This is a genomic window from Pseudoalteromonas sp. MEBiC 03607 (genome assembly GCF_004792295.1).
GTDB lineage: Bacteria > Pseudomonadota > Gammaproteobacteria > Enterobacterales > Alteromonadaceae > Pseudoalteromonas > Pseudoalteromonas lipolytica_C.
Window position 1 is genome coordinate 22,044 of record NZ_SRRY01000001.1, and the last position, 22,581, is coordinate 44,624.

Genomic DNA, 22,581 nt, shown 5'->3' on the forward strand with positions numbered 1-22,581 from the left:
TAGCTCACACAATTAAGTTAACGACAAAAGTACCTTTATTGATACAAAATTTGTGTAAGTTTTTGTGTAAACAGAAAGCGAAGATAAATGAGGCAGGTTAAGAGTTTAACCTGCCATGTGATGGAGTCTTTTAAGCCGTACCACCCACAGTAAGGTTATCAATTTTAAGGCTTGGCTGACCCACACCAACAGGTACGCTTTGGCCATCTTTACCACATACGCCAACGCCTTTATCAAGGGCTAAGTCATTACCTACCATCGAAATTTGCTGCATCACTTCTGGGCCATTGCCAATCAGTGTAGCGCCTTTAATAGGTTGGGTGATTTTACCGTTTTCAATTAAGTAAGCTTCAGAGGCGCTAAATACAAACTTACCTGACGTGATATCCACTTGGCCACCACCGAAGTTAGGCGCGAAGATACCTTTTTTCACCGAGCTGATGATATCGGCTTGGCTGTGCTCGCCACCTAACATATACGTATTGGTCATACGCGGCATAGGTAAGTGAGCATACGATTCGCGGCGTGCATTACCAGTAGGGTTAACACCCATCAAACGGGCATTTAGCTTATCTTGCATGTATCCTTTTAGAATACCGTTTTCAATAAGCACGTTATACGCAGCTGGTGTCCCTTCGTCATCCACGTTTAATGAACCACGGCGATCTGCAATGGTGCCATCATCCACGACTGTACACAGCTCAGATGCCACCTTTTGACCTACTTTACCGCTAAACGCCGATGCGCCTTTACGGTTAAAGTCACCTTCTAGACCATGGCCTACTGCTTCGTGTAGTAACACACCCGGCCAACCTGCGCCTAGCACAACTTCCATGCTACCAGCAGGTGCATCAATGGCTTCAAGGTTTACTTTTGCTTGGCGAACAGCTTCTTCGGCGTATTCCATCCAACGCGGTTTGCCATCGACTAATTCTTTAAAATAGCCATAATCTAAACGCGCACCGCCCCCTGCACCACCGCGCTCACGGCGACCGTTCTTTTCAAGTAACACAGAACAGTTTAAGCGAATAAGCGGGCGAATATCGGTTGCAAAGGTGCCATCACTTGCAGCAATTAACACTTCTTCATAAACCGCCGACATTGAGCTGATAACTTGCTCAGCATCCGGCGCTAATTCACGAATATAGTTTTCTAGTTCTCTAAGCAGGCTTACTTTGTCATCGTTGCTCATGCTTTGAATTGGTTGATGCGGCGCATACTGCTGTTTAGCAGCAACATCACTGAACACCTGAATCGTTTTGTTTTCGCCAGCATTGGCAATGCTGCGTGCTGCAGTTGCGGCTTTATTTAGCGCTTCAAGGTTAATCGCATCTGAGTATGAAAAACCAGTTTTTTCACCACTAACAGCACGCACACCCACACCACGCTCAACGTTGTATGAGCCTTCTTTCACTAAGCCATCTTCAAGTACCCAAGATTCGTGGTGACTCGATTGAAAATACAGGTCGGCATAATCAACTTGGTGCTGATGAATAAAAGCGAGCGTTTTTTCTAATTCTTCTCTAGTTAGTTGGCTGTCATGTAATAAATGCTGTTCAACCGTGTTCATAATAAATGCTCTCTAAATCGTTGCTGAGACTGCACAGGCATGTCTTGGCGAATTGTATTCAAGCGGTTTAAATCAAGCCCATGGCTGATAAACCCGGTACCAGAGGCAAGCTCACTGAGCGTTTCTCCCCATGGTGAAATAATTATGCTGTGGCCATAAGTGTGGCGGCCATTTTCGTGCTCGCCCCACTGCGCTGCAGCAACCACATAGCATTGTGTTTCGATTGCGCGCGCAGCTAGTAAAATATGCCAATGAGCAGCACCGGTGACTGTGGTAAAGGCACTAGGCACTAAAATAAGCTCAGCTCCTTGGCGCTGCATGGCAGTGAATAAGCCACTAAAACGTAGATCATAACATACTGCTAAGCCAATTTTACCAAATGGCGAATCAACCACCACAATATCCTTGCCGGCTTCGGTCGCATCAGACTCTCGGTAACTGCGCGTAGTATCGGCAACATCCACATCAAATAAGTGAATTTTGTTGTATTGCGCAACCACATCACCTTGGTTGTTAAATAAAAACGAGGCTGCTAGATACTTACCATTTTGCTGCGACACTGGCAGTGTACCAGCCGCTAACCAAATATCATGTTGCTTACATAAATCGGCAAGTTTCGCTTTATAAGTCTCGCTTTGTAGACCTAATTGATAGCTTGCTTGGCTTTGCTTACTAAAGATCAAAAAGCTTTCAGGTAAACACACAAGCAATGGGCGAGTTGCAGGTAGCTTTAATAATGTATCCGCCAGAAAAGCGAGGTTTTGCTCAGCATTCATGCTTGAGCACATTTGTACTGCCACAACCTGTGGCTGATTATTAGCCTTCATTGGTATCTAAACTCGCTGAAGATGCGGCATCTTTTAACTTTAATTGGCTAGAAGACTGCGGTTGGCTTTGCGCAGCTTGCGGTAATGTCACTTCACGGCTCTTACGATCTATTTCTTTCACTACAGGGTCGTTCATACTTCCTGTTACTTTAAAGTTGATCTCTGAGATCACTCGCGCTGAATGAATCACTTTATCGATAGCAAGCGCTGCAAGCCCGCTTACCGGGTTGACCATCCATGCCACAATAACGGGAATACTCGATGTCACCTGCGGGGCAACTGCAAGGTCGTAATCAATTTCAAAGGTATTTAGGTCTGTATGCCCTTTAATCGTTAAATCGGCAGGCACACCATCAAGCTTGGTATCTTGAGTATAAGCAATGCCCTTTTCTAGCTGCATGGTGCCTTGCATACTGTTATAGAAAAAACCTTTAGAGAATACATCTCTAAAATCGAGTTTCAGCTTACGCACTAACGAATCTAAACTCAGTAATGAGAATACTCGCGCACCACCATCACTTATTTCTGCAAGGTGACCTTCTCCTAAACGCCAATCTAGCTCTCCAGCTAAACTTGGTACATCAAAGCTATAGGGTGCGCCTTGCCATGCTAAATCAAACTTAATATTGGCGTCTGAATCTTTTACTGTGGTGGTTAATTCAAACTCATCAAATAATTCACCAATATCATCACTTTCTAAATTACCACTAAACTGAGTTAAGCCATCGGCAAATTGCCCTTTTGCGCGTAATACATGATCACCTTTATCAATTACAAGCTCAGAGAATATCAACTTATTTTGCTCACCGACTAAACTGCTTTTTACTTTGTCTAATTGATATTGGCCTACTTTACAGTCTTCACAATAAAACTCGATTGCAGGTATATTCGTAAGCCAACTTAAATCCTCTGGCTCATTCTTATCAGATGAAGGCTCGCTTTCATTTGGCGAAAAATTCATCCGTAAGTAGTCGGTAAAAATTTGAATCGGCCTGCGCGTTTCACCGGTTGGAATAAGTGCGTCAGCACGTAATTCTTTGGCATTTAACTTTAACTCTAAGTCTGATTGTTTTGGCGCTAATCTAAATTCAAAGTCATTAAAATCAATATTATTCAGTGCAAGTTTGTTAAATTTGCCAGTTACATTGTTAAAAGCTGGCATCACACTAGGCGCATCAGACTTAACTTTGGTAAGCGCAATAATTTGATCAATTAAGCCAAACCAAGGCACTATTTCGGTTTCTGGTAAATCGATTGATACCGCAAACCCTTCACGATTTAACCCTAAATCTTGTGACCCTAAAATAAGGTGAGCATTATTAAACTTCTTTTTGCCATTATCTAAAATCGCATTAAAAAACAGCTTATTATCGATATTAGCTGTGATTAAATTAGAAATATGATCACCTTGCACAACCGCATTTAGTGGCCAAGTTTGTTCTGCATTTTTGTTATAAGGTGCAGGTAGTTGGCTAGTAACCCCCACTAAATTACCCGTTATGTCTGCACGATAATTAAAGTCATTAGGTAAAAAGTTAAGCGATATACCAACATCAACGTTGCTTTGCCCTGCTAAATAGCCAGACAATAAGCCATGTGCTTGCTCAATCAATGGGTCTGCCTCAAGGGCAAGCTCTATGGCAATTTCAGCTCGGTAGTTATCACCAACATTTTCACTATTAAAGCTTGCGGTAAGTGGCATTCCTAACCAGTTTGCCTGGGCATTGTTTAGCACAATTTTGTCGTTATTAAATTTAACTATGCCTGTCATATGACTCAGCGTTATTCCCGGCTGGGCTAGGTAAACGGGTAAGTTAGCTAATTCAACCTCGCCTACAGCATCAACATGGCCTGAACGTAAGTTAACCAATAAATCGATAGCTGCTGTTGCTTCTCCCTGCGCTTGTACAACATCAAATACATTTGCAAGCGGCTTTGCCAGCGGTGTAGCAGCAAAGAAAGGCTTAAGCTTACTACCGTGAGCACGCTTATTTATAGCAACTTTTAACATATCAGCATGCATCAGATCAGCAATGCTCACATGAACACTATCATCAAGCGCTAAGTTAACTAATTTGCCGGATTTACTATAAATATCCATGCGTTCGTTTTCAAAGTGCAAAATAACGTTGGCTTCTTCAACCTCAGGCCAGCTTGGTGAAAACTTGTACTTGGCATTCTCGACATTTGCTAAGACTTCAAATTGACCTTGTTGCTCTTTAAATGGAAACCCTTTAAATGGCCCAGAAAACAATACCTGCGCTTTATTTACTTCGCCGCCCTTAATTGCCCCATTCAAATAATTAACGAGCTTTTCACTCATTACAGGTAGCGGAAAGTAGTGCCCTGCAACCTTAGCATCAGCTGCATAGGCTTCGGCATATAAGTCAAGACGCGGTTCGTCAGTCAGGCTTAGTTTCATCTCTGCAGCAAGCGTGACTTCATCGTTATCAAGCCAAATATTATCGCTGCTAATGCGCCAGCCATCATCAAAGTGATGTAAATCAAGCTCTACATTTAACTGGTTATAGGGAATATCTTGGCTGAAACTGCCATTGGTCAACAGCTGATTGTTTTCACCGTATAATTGAATGCGCCCTGCTGATTGGTTGAGTAACCCTTCAACGCGAATTGCTTGGCCACCAGGAATCCCCTGTAATGATAACCAATTGATCTGCTCACCTTGAAACCACAATTGCCAATGATCTTGGTTATCAAATTCAACATATGCGTCGCTGAGTTGGCCTTTAGGTTGGCGCGCTAAGAAAGGTGCCAGCACTTCAAAGTTACTAAGCTGGGCTAATTTAGCCAACAGCCCAAAATCAAACTGCTTAAGCCATATTTGATTTTTATCACCTAGCTGCGCTTCAAACTGAAGTGTTGGCCACTGTTTTAAGTCTCGTTCAAACGTGAGACCCGTGCTTTTTAAACGCCAATTATCTTGCCAAGGAAATAAATGAAAGCCCCCTTCATTTAAACTTATTTGATGTGCTTCTTGGTTTTGTTGCCAATTAATAAAGCTCGGTAGCCATTGCACTTTAACATCACTGATCAAGCCTTTTTCTAGGCTAAACCAAGTTTGTAAATTAATATCGGAGCTGAGCTGCTGTTTATCGGTATTGATAAATTGAGCAAGCCATTTAGAAACATCCACATTGGCAGCTTGTACATATATATCACCGGCCATAGTCTCAAGAGTTGAGCCATTAAGGGCCATGCGAGCATCAAAACTACCCACCGAGATCCCCGGTAAGGCCAAGCTACCTGATCCCTGATGTTGTTCTGGGGTATTTTGCCAAACAATGTTTTCAAGTATGAGTTTACGTTTTTTACCATCACTCAAGGTAAAGTTTAAACTACTGTCTTGCACCGCAAAGTGGCCAGTTTCACCAAGGAACAAGCCTTCGATCAGCTCTTTTTGCTCAAAGCTGCCTGCTTGTTGAGTGTTCCCCAAATCAAGCATGGTAGGTAAATCAACATCAGCATGAAAACCATTGATCACAAAGTAGCTCGATTTAAGCTGACGGGTTTTTAGTGATTCCCATAAGTTTACTTCAAGACTGGCTTTATCAATGGTTAGTGCGATAGGTGAAGTTTGGTTATCTTCAAACGAAATGTCTTCGATAACTAAAGCAGGCCCTTTCCCCTGCCAACTGGCCGAGATAGACCCAATTGATAAATTGACATCAAAGCGCTCATACAAGAACACTTCAATGTCATCTTTATAATCATTAGCATAGGGTAATGAATACTTAACGACTGAGACAATAACGGCCAGCAGTACGAGAGTGATAGCAAATACTTGCCATAACTTACGTAAACAATAAAAGCAGACCGTTTTTGCCTTCATTACATCATTACCACATCAAATTGTTCTTGATTATATAAACTCTCTGTTTGAATACTGACTTGCTTACCGATAAATAGTTCCAGTTCAGCTAAATTATGATATTCATCATTTAGCAACGCCTCGCTCACTGATGGTGAGGCATAAACCATAAATTTATCGGCAGCATAAGCGCGATTTACTCTGACGATTTCTCGTAAAATCTCATAGCAGACAGTTTCAACCGTTTTTTGCGACCCTCGTCCCGAACAAGCAGGACACACATCACAAAGAATATGCTCTAAGCTTTCGCGGGTACGTTTGCGGGTCATCTCTACTAAGCCTAGTGCAGATAGACCATTTATGTTGGCTTTAGCACGATCTTTTGCCAGCGCTGATTCAAGCGAATGCAAGACACGACGCTTATGCTCATCACTGACCATATCAATAAAATCGATAATAATAATACCGCCTAGGTTACGTAAACGTAGCTGACGAGCAATCGCAGAGGTTGCTTCGATATTAGTATTAAAAATGGTTTCTTCTAAATTACGATGCCCTACAAACGCACCGGTATTTACATCAACCGTGGTCATCGCTTCAGTTTGATCAATAATTAAATAACCACCTGACTTTAACTCAACCTTACGGTGCAACGCTTTTTGAATTTCTGTTTCAACATCAAATAAATCAAAGATCGGGCGTTCACCGGGATAATACTCAAGTGCTTCAGACAGAATAGGCACAAACTCTTCAGTAAACTCTTTAAGCTCTTGATAGGTCAGTTTAGAGTCAACACGAATACGCTCCATGTCTTCACCAACGTAATCACGCAAGGTACGAAATGCCAGTGTTAAGTCTTCGTGCAAGATGCTTTCTTTACTGATTTTTTTTCGTTTGTTGACGATTTTTTGCCACAATTTTTTTAAGAATTCAGCATCGTGACGCAGTTCTGCTTCTGAGGCACCTTCAGCTGCAGTTCGCACTATAAAGCTGCCGTCTTCGTCGCCGTATTCAGCGACAATTTTTTTCAGACGTAAACGCTCATCTTCTGATTCAATACGCTGACTCACACCAACATGCGTCGCATCTGGCATAAAAACTAAATAACGAGAAGGAATAGTGATGTCGGTGGTTAAACGCGCGCCTTTAGTGCCAAGGGGATCTTTAACAACCTGCACCATGATGTATTGGCCTTGGCGCACTAGTTCACGAATATCTTGCACTTTTTTAATTGGTTGTTCGTCAACACCTTCAACAATTGAGGCACTATTAACGATGTCTGATGCGTGTAAAAAAGCCGCCTTATCTAAGCCGATATCGACAAATGCAGCTTGCATGCCCGGAAGTACGCGACTAATTTTACCTAGGTAAATATTGCCGACGATGCCAAGGTTGCCAATACGTTCTAGCTGGATCTCTTGCAATACGCCGTTTTCAATTAGCGCAACGCGACTTTCGCTCGGTGTAACGTTGATCAGTAATTCAGTGCTCATGTTACCCTCTTAAAAATTCATTTAATAACTGTTCAGTCTCATATAAAGGTAAGCCGACCACCGCAAAATAGCTACCCGAAATATGGCTAACAAAGCGTCCGCCTAAGCCTTGTATGCCATAACCGCCAGCTTTATCTTGGGGCTCACCCGAATGCCAGTAAGCATCAATTTCTTCATCACTTAACTTTTTAAATGTCACATCAGTGACAACAACACAACTTTTTACTTGCTCACTATTTGCAATTGCAACGGCTGTCATCACTTGATGGGTGCGCCCAGATAAGCGCTGCATAGTGGCTGTAAAGTCTGCTTGGTCAACAGGTTTAACTAGGGCTGTATCATCAATGACGACTACAGTATCACTTCCTAACACAGGGCGATCAGTGTAGCCCATAGCTACACCTGATTGTGCTTTGAGTCTAGCTAAGCGTTCAACATAATCACGAGGAGATTCGTTCGGAAATTGGCTTTCATCTGCATCAACGCTAAATTGAGAAAACTCAACGCCAAGCTGGCTGAGCAACTCTTTTCGGCGCGGTGATGCAGACGCCAAATAAATTGCGGTCTGCATTATCTAATCCTGAAATGACGGCGATATTTACGCAAAATTAAGAAAATCCACCACCAGCAAAGCATACCTGTTAGCACAGGCCACAAATAATGCGGACTAAAATAAATGCCCATTAAAAAGTGATTTAGCCAAAATTGCATAAGGTGGTAAAGCGTTAAAAACAAAGCAACTAAAATGCTTTGCTGCCATAAAGAAAAGTTTCTAATCTTTTGGAAGTTACTAGCAGTGATAAATATACACACTGAGTAAGTCAGTGAGTTTACCCCCAGTGGTGAGCCTGAAGCTAAGTCCATTAATAAACCGACCACCCAAGCTGTACCAATGTTCAAACGGTGTGGTACCGCCAACGACCAATACATTAATACCATTAACACCCAATCTGGGCGATAAGGCTCAAACGAAATCGGTAACGGCATTAACGCCATAACCAATGCAAAGAAAATACTGATAGCAATCAGCAAAGAGTGACGACTATTCATTGCTTATGCTCTCCTGCTGATTACGCCACAGCACAACCAACAAGCGAATCCGGTCAAGTTGTGCAATTGGCTCAGCATATACTTGCGCAAAAGGACGCCCTTCGTCACGGTTAATTTCAGTTACTACAGCAACAGGATAACCTTCAGGGAAAGTTCCACCTAGACCAGAGGTAACCAAAATATCACCAATACGTACGTCAAGGCTGTGCGGAACGTGCGAAAGCTTAACTACATTAATTTTACCTATGCCTTCAACCACGGTACGTACATCGTTACGTAAAATACGCACAGGTGTGGCATGGGTGGTGTCGGTCATTAACAGCACGCGCGAAGTAGTCGAACCAACTTGGGTGATTTGCCCTACCACACCCATTTCGTCAATAACTGCTTGGCCTTCACTTAGGCCATCGGTAGTACCGCGGTTAATAACCACTTGATGACTATATGGGTTTGAGTGAACAGACAAGACCTGGGCAATAATTTTACGATTTGATTGTTTAGCAGATGAACCTAACAAAGCACGTAACTTATCGTTTTCACGAGATAAAAATTGCAGTTGTTGGAGTTGCTCGCTTTGCAATAACTGCTTCTTCTTAAGTGCTTCGTTTTCAGTTAAAAGCTGTTCGCGGGTGTGCAGATTCTTCGCGCCAATACTAAATAGCTCATACGGCAAATTGGCGAGATAAATAAGTGGGCTAACGAGGGTATTTAAGCTGGTGCGAATTGTTGTACCACCTTGTGTGTAGCGATCGCCCACGATCAGCACGACACTCAAAAGCACTGCGACAAAAAGTCGCAGTTGCAAAGAGATGGTACGACCAAAAAGTAACTTCATTAGTCGTAGCTAAATACGTCACCACCGTGCATATCAATCATTTCTAGCGCCTTACCGCCGCCACGAGCAACACAAGTTAATGGATCGTCAGCAACCACAACCGGAATACCTGTTTCTTCCATTAATAAACGGTCTAGGTCTTTTAATAATGCACCACCACCGGTTAATACCATACCGTGTGCAGAAATATCCGAAGCAAGCTCTGGTGGAGACTGTTCAAGCGCAACCATAACCGCGCTCACAATACCCATTAATGGCTCTTGCAACGCTTCAAGAATTTCGTGTGAGTTCAGTGTGAATGAACGCGGAACACCTTCAGCAAGGTTACGACCACGTACTTCAATTTCAATAGGCTCATCTGTTTTAAACGCCGAACCAATTTGATGCTTGATGTTTTCAGCCGTTGCTTCACCAATTAAGCTACCAAAGTTACGGCGTACATAGTTGATGATAGCTTCATCAAATTTGTCACCACCGATGCGTACAGATGAAGAGTAAACCACGCCATTTAACGAAATAATAGCAACTTCAGTTGTACCACCACCGATATCAACAACCATAGAACCCGTTGCTTCTGATACAGGTAAACCTGCACCGATTGCAGCCGCCATTGGCTCTTCGATTAGGTACACTTCACGTGCACCAGCACCCATCGCTGATTCACGAATAGCACGTTTTTCTACTTGTGTAGCACCACAAGGCACACAAATAAGAACACGCGGGCTTGGACGCATAAAGTTGTTGTTATGTACTTGCTTGATAAAGTGTTGCAGCATTTTTTCGGTCACGTAGAAATCAGCAATAACGCCGTCTTTCATAGGACGAATCGCTTTAATGTTACCCGGTGTACGGCCTAACATTTGCTTTGCTTCTGTACCCACTGATGCCACACTTTTCGGGCCACCAGCTCGCTCTTGGCGAATAGCAACTACAGAAGGTTCATTTAATACAATACCTTCTTCTTTTACATAAATTAGGGTATTGGCTGTACCCAAGTCGATCGATAGATCGTTTGAAAAAATACCACGGAGTTTTTTAAACATGAGGCTGGATGACCTTTGAAAATACGTTCTTATACTAGCTGCTCTCACTCTATCATGCTAATCATGAAAAAGCGCAACTGCCTTAAATTAATTGCTAAAAAAGGAAGCTTATAGCGCTTCCTTTTTAAATATTTATCGCTCGCGTACTAAACGAAAGCCGATATAGTTTGCACGAAAGTCTGGCGCTAAAATTAGGCGTGTTGATACGCGGGCTAAGCTAGGCGCAAAGTTCCAAGCACCACCACGAACCGTTACATCAGACTGTCCTGGCTTTTTATATGTCCATTCCCATACATTACCTACTGTATCAAATAGGCCAAATGCATTAGGAGAAAACGACCCTGTCGGTGCAGCGCTTTTATTTGACCATTCGCTCCCACACCAACCACAGTTCGCTAAGTTTTTACCGATTTCGTTACCCCAAGGGTACTCGGTTTCAGTACCAGCTCGCGCAGCATACTCCCACTCAACCTCGTTTGGTAAGCGAAATAACTGACCCGTTTGCCCCGATAACCAATCTGCGTATGCTTTTGCATCGTTATAGGTTAAACATACCGCCGGAAAATCACTTTCTTGTTCGAAACCTGGGTTACGCCAATTTAACGTAGCTTCCCATACTGGTTCACCATTTAAGTAATAAGCACAACCACGATTTTTTTCAGCTTCTGTTTTGTAACCTGTATTTGCAACAAAACGCTCATACTCTGCAACAGTCACTTCCTTGCTTTGCATTGCAAACGAATTAGCAATGGTTTTTTCTACCACTGGACGCTCGTTGGCTAAACCATTGCCGTTAATATCGCCCATCTTAAATTTGCCTGCAGGAATAACAACGATACCTGCTGAATTGTTTTTATTGACGATACTTGCAACTGGTGAAGACATTGCTGGTTTTTCAGCTGCTGTAACCGCTGCAACAACTGGCTCTGGTTCTTTTACCAAATTTGCATGAATTGTTTGCGCTTTGCGAAGATCAATACGCGCTTTATAGCTTTTATAACCACGCTTGCGAATTTCAACTTCATGAAAACCTACAGGCAACGAAGTGGTTAATTTTGTCGCACCAAAACTCACGCCATCGATAAACACTTCATCGTCATACACATTAGAACGAAGTGTTAGCTCAACCATTTTAGATTTTTTCAAATCAGGTAACGGTTCAACCTTTACTGGCTTTTTTGATGAATAATCGCTAACAGGCTCATTAGTCATACGTGATACCGATACCACCTGACTATTATCCAAAGGGTCACTGAATGTTAACTGACTATCAGGGTAAGATGCCGAGTAATTAGACTGATAGTTGCCTGCAAGTGGCGAGCCATAATCAGCGCAGAATCGGTTATCTAAATTAAGTAAACTACATAAGCGGCTGCTATTTACATCACCGCGCATGGTCACGCTTAAGTTGACGTTATAGTTACCTTGACCGCTAAATGCGCTGTTGACAACATGGCTACTTAACACCTTAACTTGCGCACCCGCAAGATTGCGTTTTGGTTCAACCAATCGCTCTTCAGTTAAGTTAGCAAAAATTTGATCAACAAAACGTTTAGTTGCTTTTTGCAAGCCCATTTGCTGACCGCGCTGCTCACAGGCAGCAAGCGTTTCGGTGCGTTTACAATTGATGGTGTGATTAACTTCTAATGTACCTTCACGTGTAAACTCATTACGTAAACGCTCAACACGCGCCGTTGCGAGTTGTTCTTTTAAACTTTCTAATGTATTGAGTTGGGTATGTTTAGCTACGCGAATTTGCTCAATGTCTTTTCTATGCGATGCAATTGCCGCCAATTGCATCGAAATATCATCTTTATTCTGTTTGTGGTCAACAACTGCTTTTTGATAGCGTGCTTGTGCATTGCTAATGTCTATTGTTGGATCATCAATAAGTCGGCGATACATCTCGTTCATTGCATCTAGCGCTTGGTTTTTTTCTTTGTCTAACTCTGTCGAGCGTGCGCGCAATAATTCGAGTTGCTTCTGTAACTGACTTTCTTCTTTTAGGTGTTTTTCAAGGATAACAGTCGAGTTATCGTACTCGGCTTGTTTTTTACTGATCTCTGACTCTATACCAGTTACCGTAGCAGTATCTTGTGCAAATGCACTAGTTGCTAGCAAACTAACTGAAATAAATAGAGATAAAGGAGCGATTCGCATATATTCCATTCCCAAAAAGCGGCAATTATTTGGTCATTATTATTTTTTTATAATTAAACTCTTATGCTATGTACTTGGAAAGCAAAACACAAGCTTTGTTCAATTATTATCTGAGTTTACAACTATTACCTTAGTTGATGCCAGTAAATAACAAAATCATTTTAGTTTAATTTCTTAGTTGATGATCAGTTTGCTACAATAGAGCGTGTTTTTTATTAAAATTGCTGCTGTGTATAGTTCTTTTGAGTCACCTTTACAAACCATAAACCATCCCTTATTGGCTGCTCGTAAAATTCAGCTCACCATAAAGCGAGATGATCTTATTCACCCGCAAATTAGTGGCAATAAGTGGCGTAAACTAAAGTTTAATTTAGCCGCAATGCAACAACTTGGAAAATCTGAATTACTCACTTTTGGTGGTGCTTTTTCAAATCATATCCATGCCAGCGCTGCTGCGGGGAAACTATTTGGTTTTACTACTCATGGTATAATTCGGGGTCCCGAACTTGATAGCGAAAATCCAACACTGCGCTATGCAAAGCAATGTGGCATGAATTTACATCCAGTTGACCGTGTTACTTACCGGTTGAGGCATGATCAAAATTACTTAGCTGAATTACAACATCAATTTCCTAATGCTTATATTTTACCTGAAGGCGGCACTAATTCAGCAGCCCTTCTAGGCTGCAAAGAGTTGGCCGAAAGCCTTCCCCCAGCAGACTATATTATATGCCCTACGGGAAGTGGCGGAACATTAGCAGGTTTAATTGAGGGCGCATCACAAAGTACAACAGTATTAGGGGTGGCTGTACTTAAGCAAGCTGAGTATTTAATAACTGACATAAAACAATTGAGCAACCGCGCCAAACAACAACAAAACTGGCAGCTGTTATGTGACTTTCATGATGGCGGTTATGGCAAGTTTAGTGCTAATTTGTGGCAGTTTTGTCAAGCATTTAACCACCAGCACGACATTCCTCTTGAACCTATTTACAGTGGCAAAATGATGTATGCACTATGGCAACTCATTGAGCAGGGCTTTTTTGCTCCACACACACACATTATTGCGATTCATACAGGTGGGCTACAAGGTTTAGATGGCTTGCGATACCGCAATTTAATCGACTAATTAGCTGTATTAGCTATGCGGTGTTATATCTGCTAACTTTTGTAAGGGCTCAGCAAAGTAAAAGCCTTGAGCTGCAACCACCCCTAAGTTTTTGAGGGTCGCAAGTTCATTTTGCGTCTCGACCCCCACAGCATAAACAGGAAAGCTTAATTCGCTGCCCTTATTGATAATCTGTTTTACGATCTTCTGCTGTTGAGCATTTGTATCTATATTATGTATTAGCTCATAGGCCAGTTTAATACTGCGTATATTATTAAGCTGCGCATAAGTAGCTAAGTGCTCTGCACTTCTCACGTTATCAATTACCACACCAGCTGACAGTTTCTCTAAACACTTAAACTGTGAGGTTAATTTTTTATGTTGGCGTAGATAATCATCTTCACTGAGTTCAAATTGAAGTTTACTAATTCCCTCATAGTCACTCATATGTTCTTTAAACCAAACCCAAAACTTGTCATTGAACCAGTTCATAGCATGTAAGTTTATACTGACTGTGATTGCACCAGCTTCGTTAGAGAGTATTCTCTTCACTTGAGTAATAACGATTTTATCTAAAAACAACACGTCATTTTTACTGCTCATGTGGGGAATAAAATGCCGAGCTGCCAATAGCCCCAAATTTTTATGACGAATGCGAATTAACGCTTCATGCTGTAAAATTTCACCTGTTTGTAAATCGAACAATGGTTGAAAAAACAACATAAAATGTTTGTTTTTAATGTACTCAAACAAGTGCTCTTTACTGTCTGCTAACATGCTTGATTGGGTATGCCCGAACGGCAAGCGATGAATATGTTGCCATGCACTTTGTTTAGCCATAGCCAATGCTGATTTAGTTAGCTGATATACAACAGCTTGGTCTGCTCCTGTTCGGTAATTACAAACACCGATCTTGACATCAGCACGTGATAAATCACTGCGATAGTTTAAGCACGCTTGGTAAATAACTTGATGAAGCCGTTTGGTGTATTTATCAAGCTCAGTTGCAGGGATGTTATTTAAAGTAACCGCGATGCCACCTGAAGGAAGCAACTTAACGGAGCGATTAACCAACTCACCAAAACCTTTCGCAATCACTAATTTAAAGTAGTTATCAACATCCAGGTTCGATGGAAAAGGTGTTTTCCAAAAGAACAAAGCAAATAAATGGTTATAACTTGTTGGCACCCCATAAAGAATATTGAGGTCTTGTCGCGGTAAAGGCCTTGGCGATGCTAGCTTTTGTGATTTAAATTGGGGTTCAATTTGTGCATCGGCTGGTGCTTGCGGTTTGATAACAGGTTGCTCTTTAATAGCCGTAGACTTAGCCATACTTCGCCACCAACGCCCAGCCCAATAGCCTGTTGCTAGTAAAATAAGGTTTAATAATATAAATAAGTGGCTTTCTAGTAACCAAGCTGGCCAATGAAACAATCGTAAACTGACTGTTTTATAACTAAATACTTCTTGCTCTACATCAATAAAATTTGCAAAGTTTTGCGGCAAATCAGCTACATCCAAGACAAAACCCTGACTTTTTACAATAGACGCGATGATGTCTTGCGAGGTGATAGGATCTAAGTTTAATTCATATACTTCTTTAGCCAGCTCAGTGCCAGTATGATGAACCTTGTCATGAAGTACATCATTAAGAAAAATGTTAAAAACAACCACAAGCAAAAGCACAATCGTCACATAAATGACCACTGGTCGCTTGATCTGTGAAGCAAAGTCTTTTTTCATTTCACAATTTTGTTGCCCAAAGATATACAAAGTGTTGTTCAAGAACCCCATAAATACAAGGCTACAGGCTGATTAAAAGTAATTTCAGAAGAATCCTAATACCAACGCTGTCAAAAATTCCGTAAATTTAACAACCTAGCATTTACTGTTAATGAGAATTATTTTGTAATCAACAATTCAAAAGGTCGCAACTGAATCTCTGCAACAGAGTTAAATAAAGATACGCAAACTTTTACAGTAACCTTTAATCAACCCCAAGATAACTGTTGGTAATGATGAAAGGCATTATTATTTAGCCTTCGTAGATGCGCATTACCCGCAAAAATAAGCGCCATCATGACAGCGTAGCTGATGCACACCAGGCTCATGAAGATGTATTTACTCTAAATACATTTATAGCATTTGATGTCTTATATTGAGCTTGTTCTAAATCTTTTATCAATTTAGATAATAGCGCCAATTCGGTTTGTACTTCCTGCATATTTTCAGTGATATTTTGGCTTGCCTTACTCGCTTCTTCAGCTAACTGATTTTGTGATTCAATCGCTGATGACACCATGTTTGTTTGGCCGCTCACCTCAGTGATATTAGTTGTCAAAATATCGATATTCTTGAGCGCATTTTCACTATTTTCACTCACCTTCTGCGTTGATTCAGAGGTATTTTCCATATACGCCTGAAGTTGTTGCACTTGCTGCTTTATGTCATCAAGCACTGAAGATATTTCTGATGTTGAATCTTGGCTACGCGTTGCTAAACCCCGCACTTCGTCTGCAACAACAGCAAAACCACGCCCTTGTTCACCCGCTCGAGCAGCTTCGATAGCAGCATTAAGGGCTAGTAAATTAGTTTGTTCAGCAATACTCGAAATTGTATCAAGCACTGATTGAATACTGTTCGTTTTTGCACTTAAAGAATCTGATTGCTGATGAGCCTGCTGAATCAGCGTAGATAGTGAGTTAATGCTCACTTTGTTTGTGCCAATTATTTGCTTTGTATTATTCGATAAGTCATTTGCCTTTGCTGTATTTTTAGAGCTTTCATCTGCTGACAGTGCAATTTGCTCGATCTGGTTAGATAGCCTCGCGAAGCTATCTTGAAGCACCGATGTGGTTGAATTAACACTCTCAACTAACTCTGAGAGTTCTGTTGCAAAAGTGATTAATGATTTAACACTGGATTCGCTACTGCTGTTTGCTTGTTGCACTTGCCGTATCAACTTAGTGAGGGTATCTACCAACTCATCAACACTTCTAGAAATTGCACCTATTTCATCACTCGATTGGTCATCAATCCTCACTGTTAAATCATGGCTTGAAGCAATTTTTCCAATTAAATCTCGTACTTTTCTAACTTTTTTAGCAAGTGCCTTGATTACAAATAAACCGAAGGCGATAAAAAAAGTAATAAAAAATATCGCAAGACCTACCGTTACCACAGCCTCCATTTTAGCATCAACGTGCTTTTCCTCGATAAGCGACTCTAACGCGCTTTGTTTTTCAGTAATACGCTTGTGAATTTTGCCAATTAAGTCCGTTGACAAACTAAACCAGTCCGAAGGTTCTGGGTAAGACAAAGCCAGCTTGCCACTTTCTTGATTTAGGTTTTCGATAATTGCCTTAATATCTTTAAAGGCTTGTGAATTAGTCAATTCTGATAGCCATACTTTATCTTCTTTTGCGGTGAGTGTTAAAGCGAGCATAGCCAAACTTTCTTCAATATTATTAAAATAGCCAGCAACTTGAACCTGACTATCTTTAGATATTGATTGTAATGATAAAATACCATTCACCTTTCCTCTAATCTGGCCTAACCTCTCCTTTAACAAAGACATTCTGATAATAGCTAAACCTGAAGAGATTGCTTCGGATTGTCTAATGTGTGAAACCCGGCTGTTAGCAACATCCAACATAAACTGGTTGGCATTAGAATAAACGGCAAACGCTGATTTTCCTTGCTGCCTATCGATATTTTCTCTTAACGCTTTTATATTTTTGTGCTTTTCTAACACTGCAGTAAATAGGGCTATTGAGTGTTTTTTCGTTTGAGTATAATTAGAAAATTCGTTAAAAACTTTATCAACAATCAAGCGTTGCTTAGCAACTTTGTCACCATTTTTGCGATACCCTGAACCAATAAAGCCAGCAGTTAATCCCCTTTCGACTGCCGTTTCATGCGCTATTTTATCTATCATCAATACTTCGCTGATAAATTCAGCATCTTGACTCACAAGCTGCTTTTTTTGCAGGGACGCATCAATAACAATATAAGATGTTGTAAGCATCACAACCAAAGCAAATGCAATCACTGCTGCTAGCGCTTGTTGAAAGCTTATCTTACTAAGTATTTTCATGGGTGTAGGAATAAAGTTTTTTATTAAACTTAGACCATACGATTGATATCGCCAGTATTTATAACTCTGCTCCAGGCATACTTGCAGCCATAAAAAAGAACGTAAGCTCTAATCCTAGCTTCACAGACTCAATTAAAAGATAAACGATTCAATGCAAAGTAAAGAACAAAATGAGTGGGTAAATTTGTGCGGCCAGCATGCATTCTAAGTTATTTTTCAACATTATTTTTAGTTAAAAAAAGAGCCGCTATTTAGCGGCTCTCTTATACATTTCTAATTTTGTCTTTGTCTAAAAGGGTAATAAATTGCAAAAACGCACCACAAACTAGTGAGTGAGTGAGTGAAACCCCTCTAAAACAGGAGCTTAAAACCAAGTTAAAAACCAATTTTAATAAACAATAACTTTGATTTTTGTGTAGCAAAGCGATGATTTGGCCTCAAAACCAGTTTTACTATACAAAAACTTAGTATTCACCTTTAACAGAGCGAACCATTTAAACTAACTATTAGCCTTTTGCATAAAAAGACTATTATGCTCAGCCATATAATTTTCGAATCGTTCTCGGTGTAGATTGGTTAATCGGTCGGTACATAACTCATAACCGGCCTCTATACCCAGACCTTTTAATAAGGATGGGTCAATCTTAGACGATAGTTTCAAAATAAATTTTGAGCCTTGTTTAACAAAAGTCAGTAAGTGCGCGTCAAAAAGTTTATCAATATGGGCACATAACAATATCCCGTTTGCACCATCAAGCCGCTGTTCATTACTGTTGCATTTCGACCAAGGAACTATATGCGATGCGATCAGCATTTCACGAATATTCGTAAGGGTAAGAGCACAACTTTCACCGTTACCCCAAGCGTCTATAACATTTTGCCTAAACTTACCTTGACCGATGCGAGCTAAAACCATACTTTCCCGCTCAGTCTTCTCAACTATTGTGTCGAATATGTCAGTTACGTCTTGAGCAACGTTCGACGGCGCTTTTCTAGAAACTCTAACATCATGATTACCAACAGCGTAATAATCTCCATTTATAACCTCAAGAGACATATCTGAGACAACCGCGATGTAATCTTTTATCTTTGCTCTTGTTGTTCCTGTTTTTTTGTCATATTCCTCTCCCAATATCATAGGGAATGTCTTTAATGAATAACCTTCATTTTCAACGAGTCCAATATACTCTATTGCTTCACCATAAGCGTTTTGCTTTCGCCCTAACTCATTTCGCTCCCAATTCGTGGACATTATTAGCGCCCTGTCAGGTTCAGTATGAACATCCCAAGCACCAAAAATAACTACTTTATCGGCATGATTTACAAAAGCCCATCCATAGCGATCGTTTCGATTCGTGGCTCCATGCGATTCCATAAACTTCTTCCTAGACATCCATGTACCTCCTATATTTCCCAACATCTTTACTGACATATTTTCAAATATCCCAGTATGTTTTTGTAGTAAACATCGACATGTAAGATTTACATGTACTTCATTCTGCGATTATCGAAAGCTGGCATCGTGCCTTCTAGTACATCAACCACTTTATTGTTGATGATGCTGCATTCAATAGCACCGGGTGTATATGTGATGTTATGACCGTTTGTTCGGTCAAACTCACAGTGGATTATCTGCTCTGCATCACAGACAACCGCAAGGTTTGGATTATGTGTAACCATAATGATTTGTCGTTTTTGTTTTGCTTCAGTCAATACTGGCACAAGTAAGCTGACAATTGTTTCATTGTCCAAGTTTTCTTCTGGTTGATCTAAGATAATTGGGGTATTGCCCTTATCCACAAGAAGATAAAAAATCAACAATAATGCACCTCTTTGCCCCGGTGACAGTTGTCCAATTTGTGCGTCTTGGAACATTAATGTATATCTTGGCTCAAGGTAATCTAGGCCAAAGATAAAATCGTAGACTTCATTTGCAGTACGTTCTTTACGTAGCAGTGAAGCAATGCCAACTGGGTTCTTAGACGCATCCTCTAACTTTTGGTACAACTCTTGAACAAAGTTGATCAGAGAGTCCTCGTTATCAAGATCGTACCTATCCATTAGTTCTTTCATTGCAGACAGGCTTTCAGATTCACCTCTAAACTCTCCTGAAGCTTGTTTTACAATGGAAAATAATTTGTTTGAAACTTGGTCTGTTGTACTAGTCAGTTCAGCTCTAAATTGCAATTTATATTCATCACGGATGAGGGCGTTGTTCTGGATGAGAGACTGTACTGGAGCAAAGAGTGCCTCGCGATTTGCCTTTTGCTCATCAAGAACTTTGAATATTTTTCGAGTTAAACCTAGTCTTTGGTCATGTAGTTCTCGTCTTTAAATTGGCAGCTGTTCCAGTTGAGCTTTTCTATGTTTAACACCCTCAAGAGAATCGGGTTCGTCCTTAGTTCCCAACAGCAGTGTTTTCTTTTCTTCCCAAACTTTAAGCTGTTCTTTATATTGCTGAAATGCTTGCTGTGGTGCATTTAGCTGTGCACTTAATGGAGCCTTTTTCTCTGTAAGTGATAGTTTCTGAGCATCAAGTGCCAATTGACTTTCTTTTAATTCATGATCTCGGGTGTTGCTGGCGCTTTCAAAATCTGAAATTGCTTTTTCATCAATTTCTACATTGATTAAACTCTCGACGTTTAAGCCTAGAATATTGGCATCAGAACTAAACTCAGAAGCAAACTGACTGACTGCGCGCTTAACAATATCAAAGCCTGTTTTGATGTTTTTACATGCTTTTTTCTTTGCTGCCAGTTTTGTTATCTCTTGTTGATTTAAGTCTTGCTGTTGCTGTAACTTTTCAAGTTCTTGGCTAATCGTTGTAAGCTGTTCAGATACTTTCTGTTGTTCAGGTGTCAGTTCACTCGTTGGCTCTGGAATCTCTTCAGGCTTACCCTTTGTCAGCTCTTCAAGTAACCGCTGTTTCTGCGCTAATAACTCTTCGAGTGTTTTTCGCGCTTCATCGGTCATCTGACTTTCAACGAATGCCATCTGCTTATTTATCTTGTGTAGTTGGCTGCGGTAGCTTTCTAGTTGACTTCGAAGTGAGCTTTCTTGCTGCTCAATAAGCTGATCAAAGTCATGAGCTCCCAAACGTATAGAGTCATCTGCATGTGAGAAAATAACAGATCTTAACTCTTTCTCGAAAGCGTCGGATTGGCCTGATACGTGTGCGTTACACAGTTCTTCAAAATGCCCTTGTGGGATATACTTTACAAGCTCAACATTTTCAGTTGCTGGATTTTCATTAAGATTTTTCTCTAGCTCTTCTTCATCACCCCATGTGATTTTTGCATTAAAGTGGCTTGCAGGCTCGCCTGTTTTCCCCCTGAATCGATTCTCCTTTAAGAAAGAGAAATGGCGGCTTTGCTTGGAGTTGCCAAGTAGTGCAGCAATATCTGCTAATGCACTTTTACCACTCCCCTTATTGCCAATGATTGCTACTAAATCATGGTTTAAGTGTAATTCAGTTTGGTCAAGCCAGGTATCTGAAAGTGGTGCACCGTCAGATTTTCTGACTTCTAACTTGTCGATGAAACGACTTCTGTTTTCACTTGAAAGCTGTCTCTTTGGAGGAGTTGATCCAATAAATGATCGCTTCGCCGGTTCCTTTATCGCTTGCTTTAACCCTTCAAATGTTGGGTTCGCTTTTATCCAAGTCGCTTTTCCTGACGGGTAGTCACCATATCCTCGGCGATCATTATTTCCAGGTTCACCAGTGAATCTATGAGCATCACTGCCTGAAACTGCAAGCCTTGGTACATTGCCTAATGCGCGTTGGAAGTCACTAATCCACTTTTTATTTGTATCTGTCTCTACCGCAGCAAAAGCAGCCCAAAGATCGGGGGTTCTAGTTTCAAAAATCGGTGATGTGTCAAACAAACCTAGAACGTAGGCATAATGCTCTTGCCACTTGACGTCAGCTAAACCATCGTTTGTGTTGAATGGCATAAAACCGAGAGCCATCTGGTTCGGAACATTTCGTATTGCCTGCTTATAACTTTCACAAGATATTTCTGCGATTGTTGAGCCAGCTTTTAAAGCAGTCTCATCAACACTATCAACATCTGCTTTGCTAAAACCTTTTTGCCTAAGTAAATCTTCACCGACATGGCGCGCTAAGCATTTTAATGAATAATCGGATAGAGGGCGATCGATAAGCGCAACATTTAGTGCTGTTCGAAAATCACGCAGAACTTGATCATCTATTTCATTAGAGAACAAAACATGAGCATTTAATCGCCCATCCATTGGAGCAACTAATCGCAACTCAATTCCAGGGAAAACCGTCTTTTCAAGTTTTGGGGCCCCAGATTGTGCTAAGCGCCTTTTTAATGCAAACCAGCCATCAAAAGTCCAATAATCCATTATTGCAAATACAGCAGGTTCAGCTGCGTTCAAGGCATGGATCATTTCATCGATAAGCCGAGTGTTGTCAGGAGAATTTGGATCTGAATTAAACTTTTGGCCATCCCAATGAAAGGATGCAGGTGTATGAATATGTAAGTCCCATTTACGCCATTCAGAACCACGAGGGTATTTACTCTTAACCATCTACTATTCCTTG

15 protein-coding genes are annotated in these 22,581 nt (G+C 41.0%); 1 reads left to right on the top strand and 14 read right to left on the bottom strand.

Annotation, left to right across the window (positions count from 1 at the left end):
* Positions 1-130: 130 nt before the first annotated feature.
* The 9 genes from tldD to E5N72_RS00130 all read right to left on the bottom strand — a co-directional run bounded on the left by tldD (position 131) and on the right by E5N72_RS00130 (position 12,807).
* The gene (gene tldD, locus E5N72_RS00090; protein ID WP_135922709.1) at positions 131-1,570 is read right to left on the bottom strand and encodes a metalloprotease TldD; all 1,440 of its coding nucleotides are present in this window, start codon (positions 1,568-1,570) and stop codon (positions 131-133) included.
* On the bottom strand, positions 1,567-2,397 hold the full coding sequence (locus tag E5N72_RS00095; protein ID WP_135922710.1) for a carbon-nitrogen hydrolase family protein: 831 nt from the start codon (positions 2,395-2,397) through the stop codon (positions 1,567-1,569). Before E5N72_RS00095 ends, tldD begins: the two co-directional genes overlap by 4 nt.
* Positions 2,387-6,247, bottom strand: coding sequence for a YhdP family protein (locus E5N72_RS00100; protein ID WP_135922711.1), 3,861 nt, complete (start codon positions 6,245-6,247; stop codon positions 2,387-2,389). Before E5N72_RS00100 ends, E5N72_RS00095 begins: the two co-directional genes overlap by 11 nt.
* Entirely contained in the window at positions 6,247-7,719 is a 1,473-nt protein-coding gene (gene rng / locus E5N72_RS00105; RefSeq protein ID WP_135922712.1) for a ribonuclease G, read from the bottom strand. Before rng ends, E5N72_RS00100 begins: the two co-directional genes overlap by 1 nt.
* Before the next feature lies 1 nt (position 7,720).
* Positions 7,721-8,290 (bottom strand): Maf family protein, encoded by a 570-nt coding sequence (locus E5N72_RS00110; protein ID WP_135922713.1) that lies wholly within the window; start codon positions 8,288-8,290, stop codon positions 7,721-7,723.
* Positions 8,290-8,769: a rod shape-determining protein MreD gene (mreD, locus tag E5N72_RS00115; RefSeq protein ID WP_135922714.1), complete on the bottom strand. Its 480-nt coding sequence runs from the start codon at positions 8,767-8,769 to the stop codon at positions 8,290-8,292. The genes E5N72_RS00110 and mreD overlap by 1 nt, the downstream gene beginning before the upstream one ends.
* Positions 8,762-9,604, bottom strand: a complete 843-nt coding sequence (gene mreC, locus E5N72_RS00120) for a rod shape-determining protein MreC (protein ID WP_054552786.1) — start codon at positions 9,602-9,604, stop codon at positions 8,762-8,764. Before mreC ends, mreD begins: the two co-directional genes overlap by 8 nt.
* The gene (locus tag E5N72_RS00125; RefSeq protein WP_054552787.1) at positions 9,604-10,647 is read right to left on the bottom strand and encodes a rod shape-determining protein; all 1,044 of its coding nucleotides are present in this window, start codon (positions 10,645-10,647) and stop codon (positions 9,604-9,606) included. Before E5N72_RS00125 ends, mreC begins: the two co-directional genes overlap by 1 nt.
* A 132-nt stretch (positions 10,648-10,779) precedes the next feature.
* Positions 10,780-12,807, bottom strand: a complete 2,028-nt coding sequence (locus E5N72_RS00130) for a formylglycine-generating enzyme family protein (protein WP_135922715.1) — start codon at positions 12,805-12,807, stop codon at positions 10,780-10,782.
* A 220-nt stretch (positions 12,808-13,027) separates the two neighbouring features.
* Between E5N72_RS00130 and E5N72_RS00135 the strand changes: the two genes are divergently transcribed.
* Positions 13,028-13,936: a pyridoxal-phosphate dependent enzyme gene (locus E5N72_RS00135; protein WP_135926193.1), complete on the top strand. Its 909-nt coding sequence runs from the start codon at positions 13,028-13,030 to the stop codon at positions 13,934-13,936.
* Between the two features lie 9 nt (positions 13,937-13,945).
* Here E5N72_RS00135 and E5N72_RS00140 read toward each other — a convergent pair whose 3' ends face one another.
* The 5 genes from E5N72_RS00140 to E5N72_RS00155 all read right to left on the bottom strand — a co-directional run bounded on the left by E5N72_RS00140 (position 13,946) and on the right by E5N72_RS00155 (position 22,568).
* Positions 13,946-15,658, bottom strand: coding sequence for an EAL domain-containing protein (locus E5N72_RS00140; RefSeq protein WP_168246700.1), 1,713 nt, complete (start codon positions 15,656-15,658; stop codon positions 13,946-13,948).
* 364 nt (positions 15,659-16,022) lie between these two features.
* Positions 16,023-18,011: a methyl-accepting chemotaxis protein gene (locus tag E5N72_RS00145; RefSeq protein WP_135922717.1), complete on the bottom strand. Its 1,989-nt coding sequence runs from the start codon at positions 18,009-18,011 to the stop codon at positions 16,023-16,025.
* Positions 18,012-18,510: 499 nt separating this feature from the next.
* Positions 18,511-19,386: an HNH endonuclease signature motif containing protein gene (locus tag E5N72_RS00150; protein ID WP_240704479.1), complete on the bottom strand. Its 876-nt coding sequence runs from the start codon at positions 19,384-19,386 to the stop codon at positions 18,511-18,513.
* 107 nt (positions 19,387-19,493) lie between these two features.
* On the bottom strand, positions 19,494-20,198 hold the full coding sequence (locus E5N72_RS20660) for an AAA family ATPase (RefSeq protein WP_346763504.1): 705 nt from the start codon (positions 20,196-20,198) through the stop codon (positions 19,494-19,496).
* A gap of 144 nt (positions 20,199-20,342) precedes the next feature.
* Complete coding sequence (locus E5N72_RS00155) at positions 20,343-22,568, bottom strand: TrlF family AAA-like ATPase (protein ID WP_346763505.1); 2,226 nt, start codon at positions 22,566-22,568, stop codon at positions 20,343-20,345.
* Positions 22,569-22,581: the final 13 nt, after the last annotated feature.

What these genes read in the sequence shown, in the direction of transcription:
- tldD (WP_135922709.1), bottom strand. Translation starts at nt 1,570, where the DNA reads ATGAACACGGTTGAACAGCATTTATTACATGACAGCCAACTAACTAGA.
- E5N72_RS00095 (WP_135922710.1), bottom strand. Translation starts at nt 2,397, where the DNA reads ATGAAGGCTAATAATCAGCCACAGGTTGTGGCAGTACAAATGTGCTCA.
- E5N72_RS00100 (WP_135922711.1), bottom strand. Translation starts at nt 6,247, where the DNA reads ATGAAGGCAAAAACGGTCTGCTTTTATTGTTTACGTAAGTTATGGCAA.
- rng (WP_135922712.1), bottom strand. Translation starts at nt 7,719, where the DNA reads ATGAGCACTGAATTACTGATCAACGTTACACCGAGCGAAAGTCGCGTT.
- E5N72_RS00110 (WP_135922713.1), bottom strand. Translation starts at nt 8,290, where the DNA reads ATGCAGACCGCAATTTATTTGGCGTCTGCATCACCGCGCCGAAAAGAG.
- mreD (WP_135922714.1), bottom strand. Translation starts at nt 8,769, where the DNA reads ATGAATAGTCGTCACTCTTTGCTGATTGCTATCAGTATTTTCTTTGCA.
- mreC (WP_054552786.1), bottom strand. Translation starts at nt 9,604, where the DNA reads ATGAAGTTACTTTTTGGTCGTACCATCTCTTTGCAACTGCGACTTTTT.
- E5N72_RS00125 (WP_054552787.1), bottom strand. Translation starts at nt 10,647, where the DNA reads ATGTTTAAAAAACTCCGTGGTATTTTTTCAAACGATCTATCGATCGAC.
- E5N72_RS00130 (WP_135922715.1), bottom strand. Translation starts at nt 12,807, where the DNA reads ATGCGAATCGCTCCTTTATCTCTATTTATTTCAGTTAGTTTGCTAGCA.
- E5N72_RS00140 (WP_168246700.1), bottom strand. Translation starts at nt 15,658, where the DNA reads ATGAAAAAAGACTTTGCTTCACAGATCAAGCGACCAGTGGTCATTTAT.
- E5N72_RS00145 (WP_135922717.1), bottom strand. Translation starts at nt 18,011, where the DNA reads ATGAAAATACTTAGTAAGATAAGCTTTCAACAAGCGCTAGCAGCAGTG.
- E5N72_RS00150 (WP_240704479.1), bottom strand. Translation starts at nt 19,386, where the DNA reads ATGGAATCGCATGGAGCCACGAATCGAAACGATCGCTATGGATGGGCT.
- E5N72_RS00155 (WP_346763505.1), bottom strand. Translation starts at nt 22,568, where the DNA reads ATGGTTAAGAGTAAATACCCTCGTGGTTCTGAATGGCGTAAATGGGAC.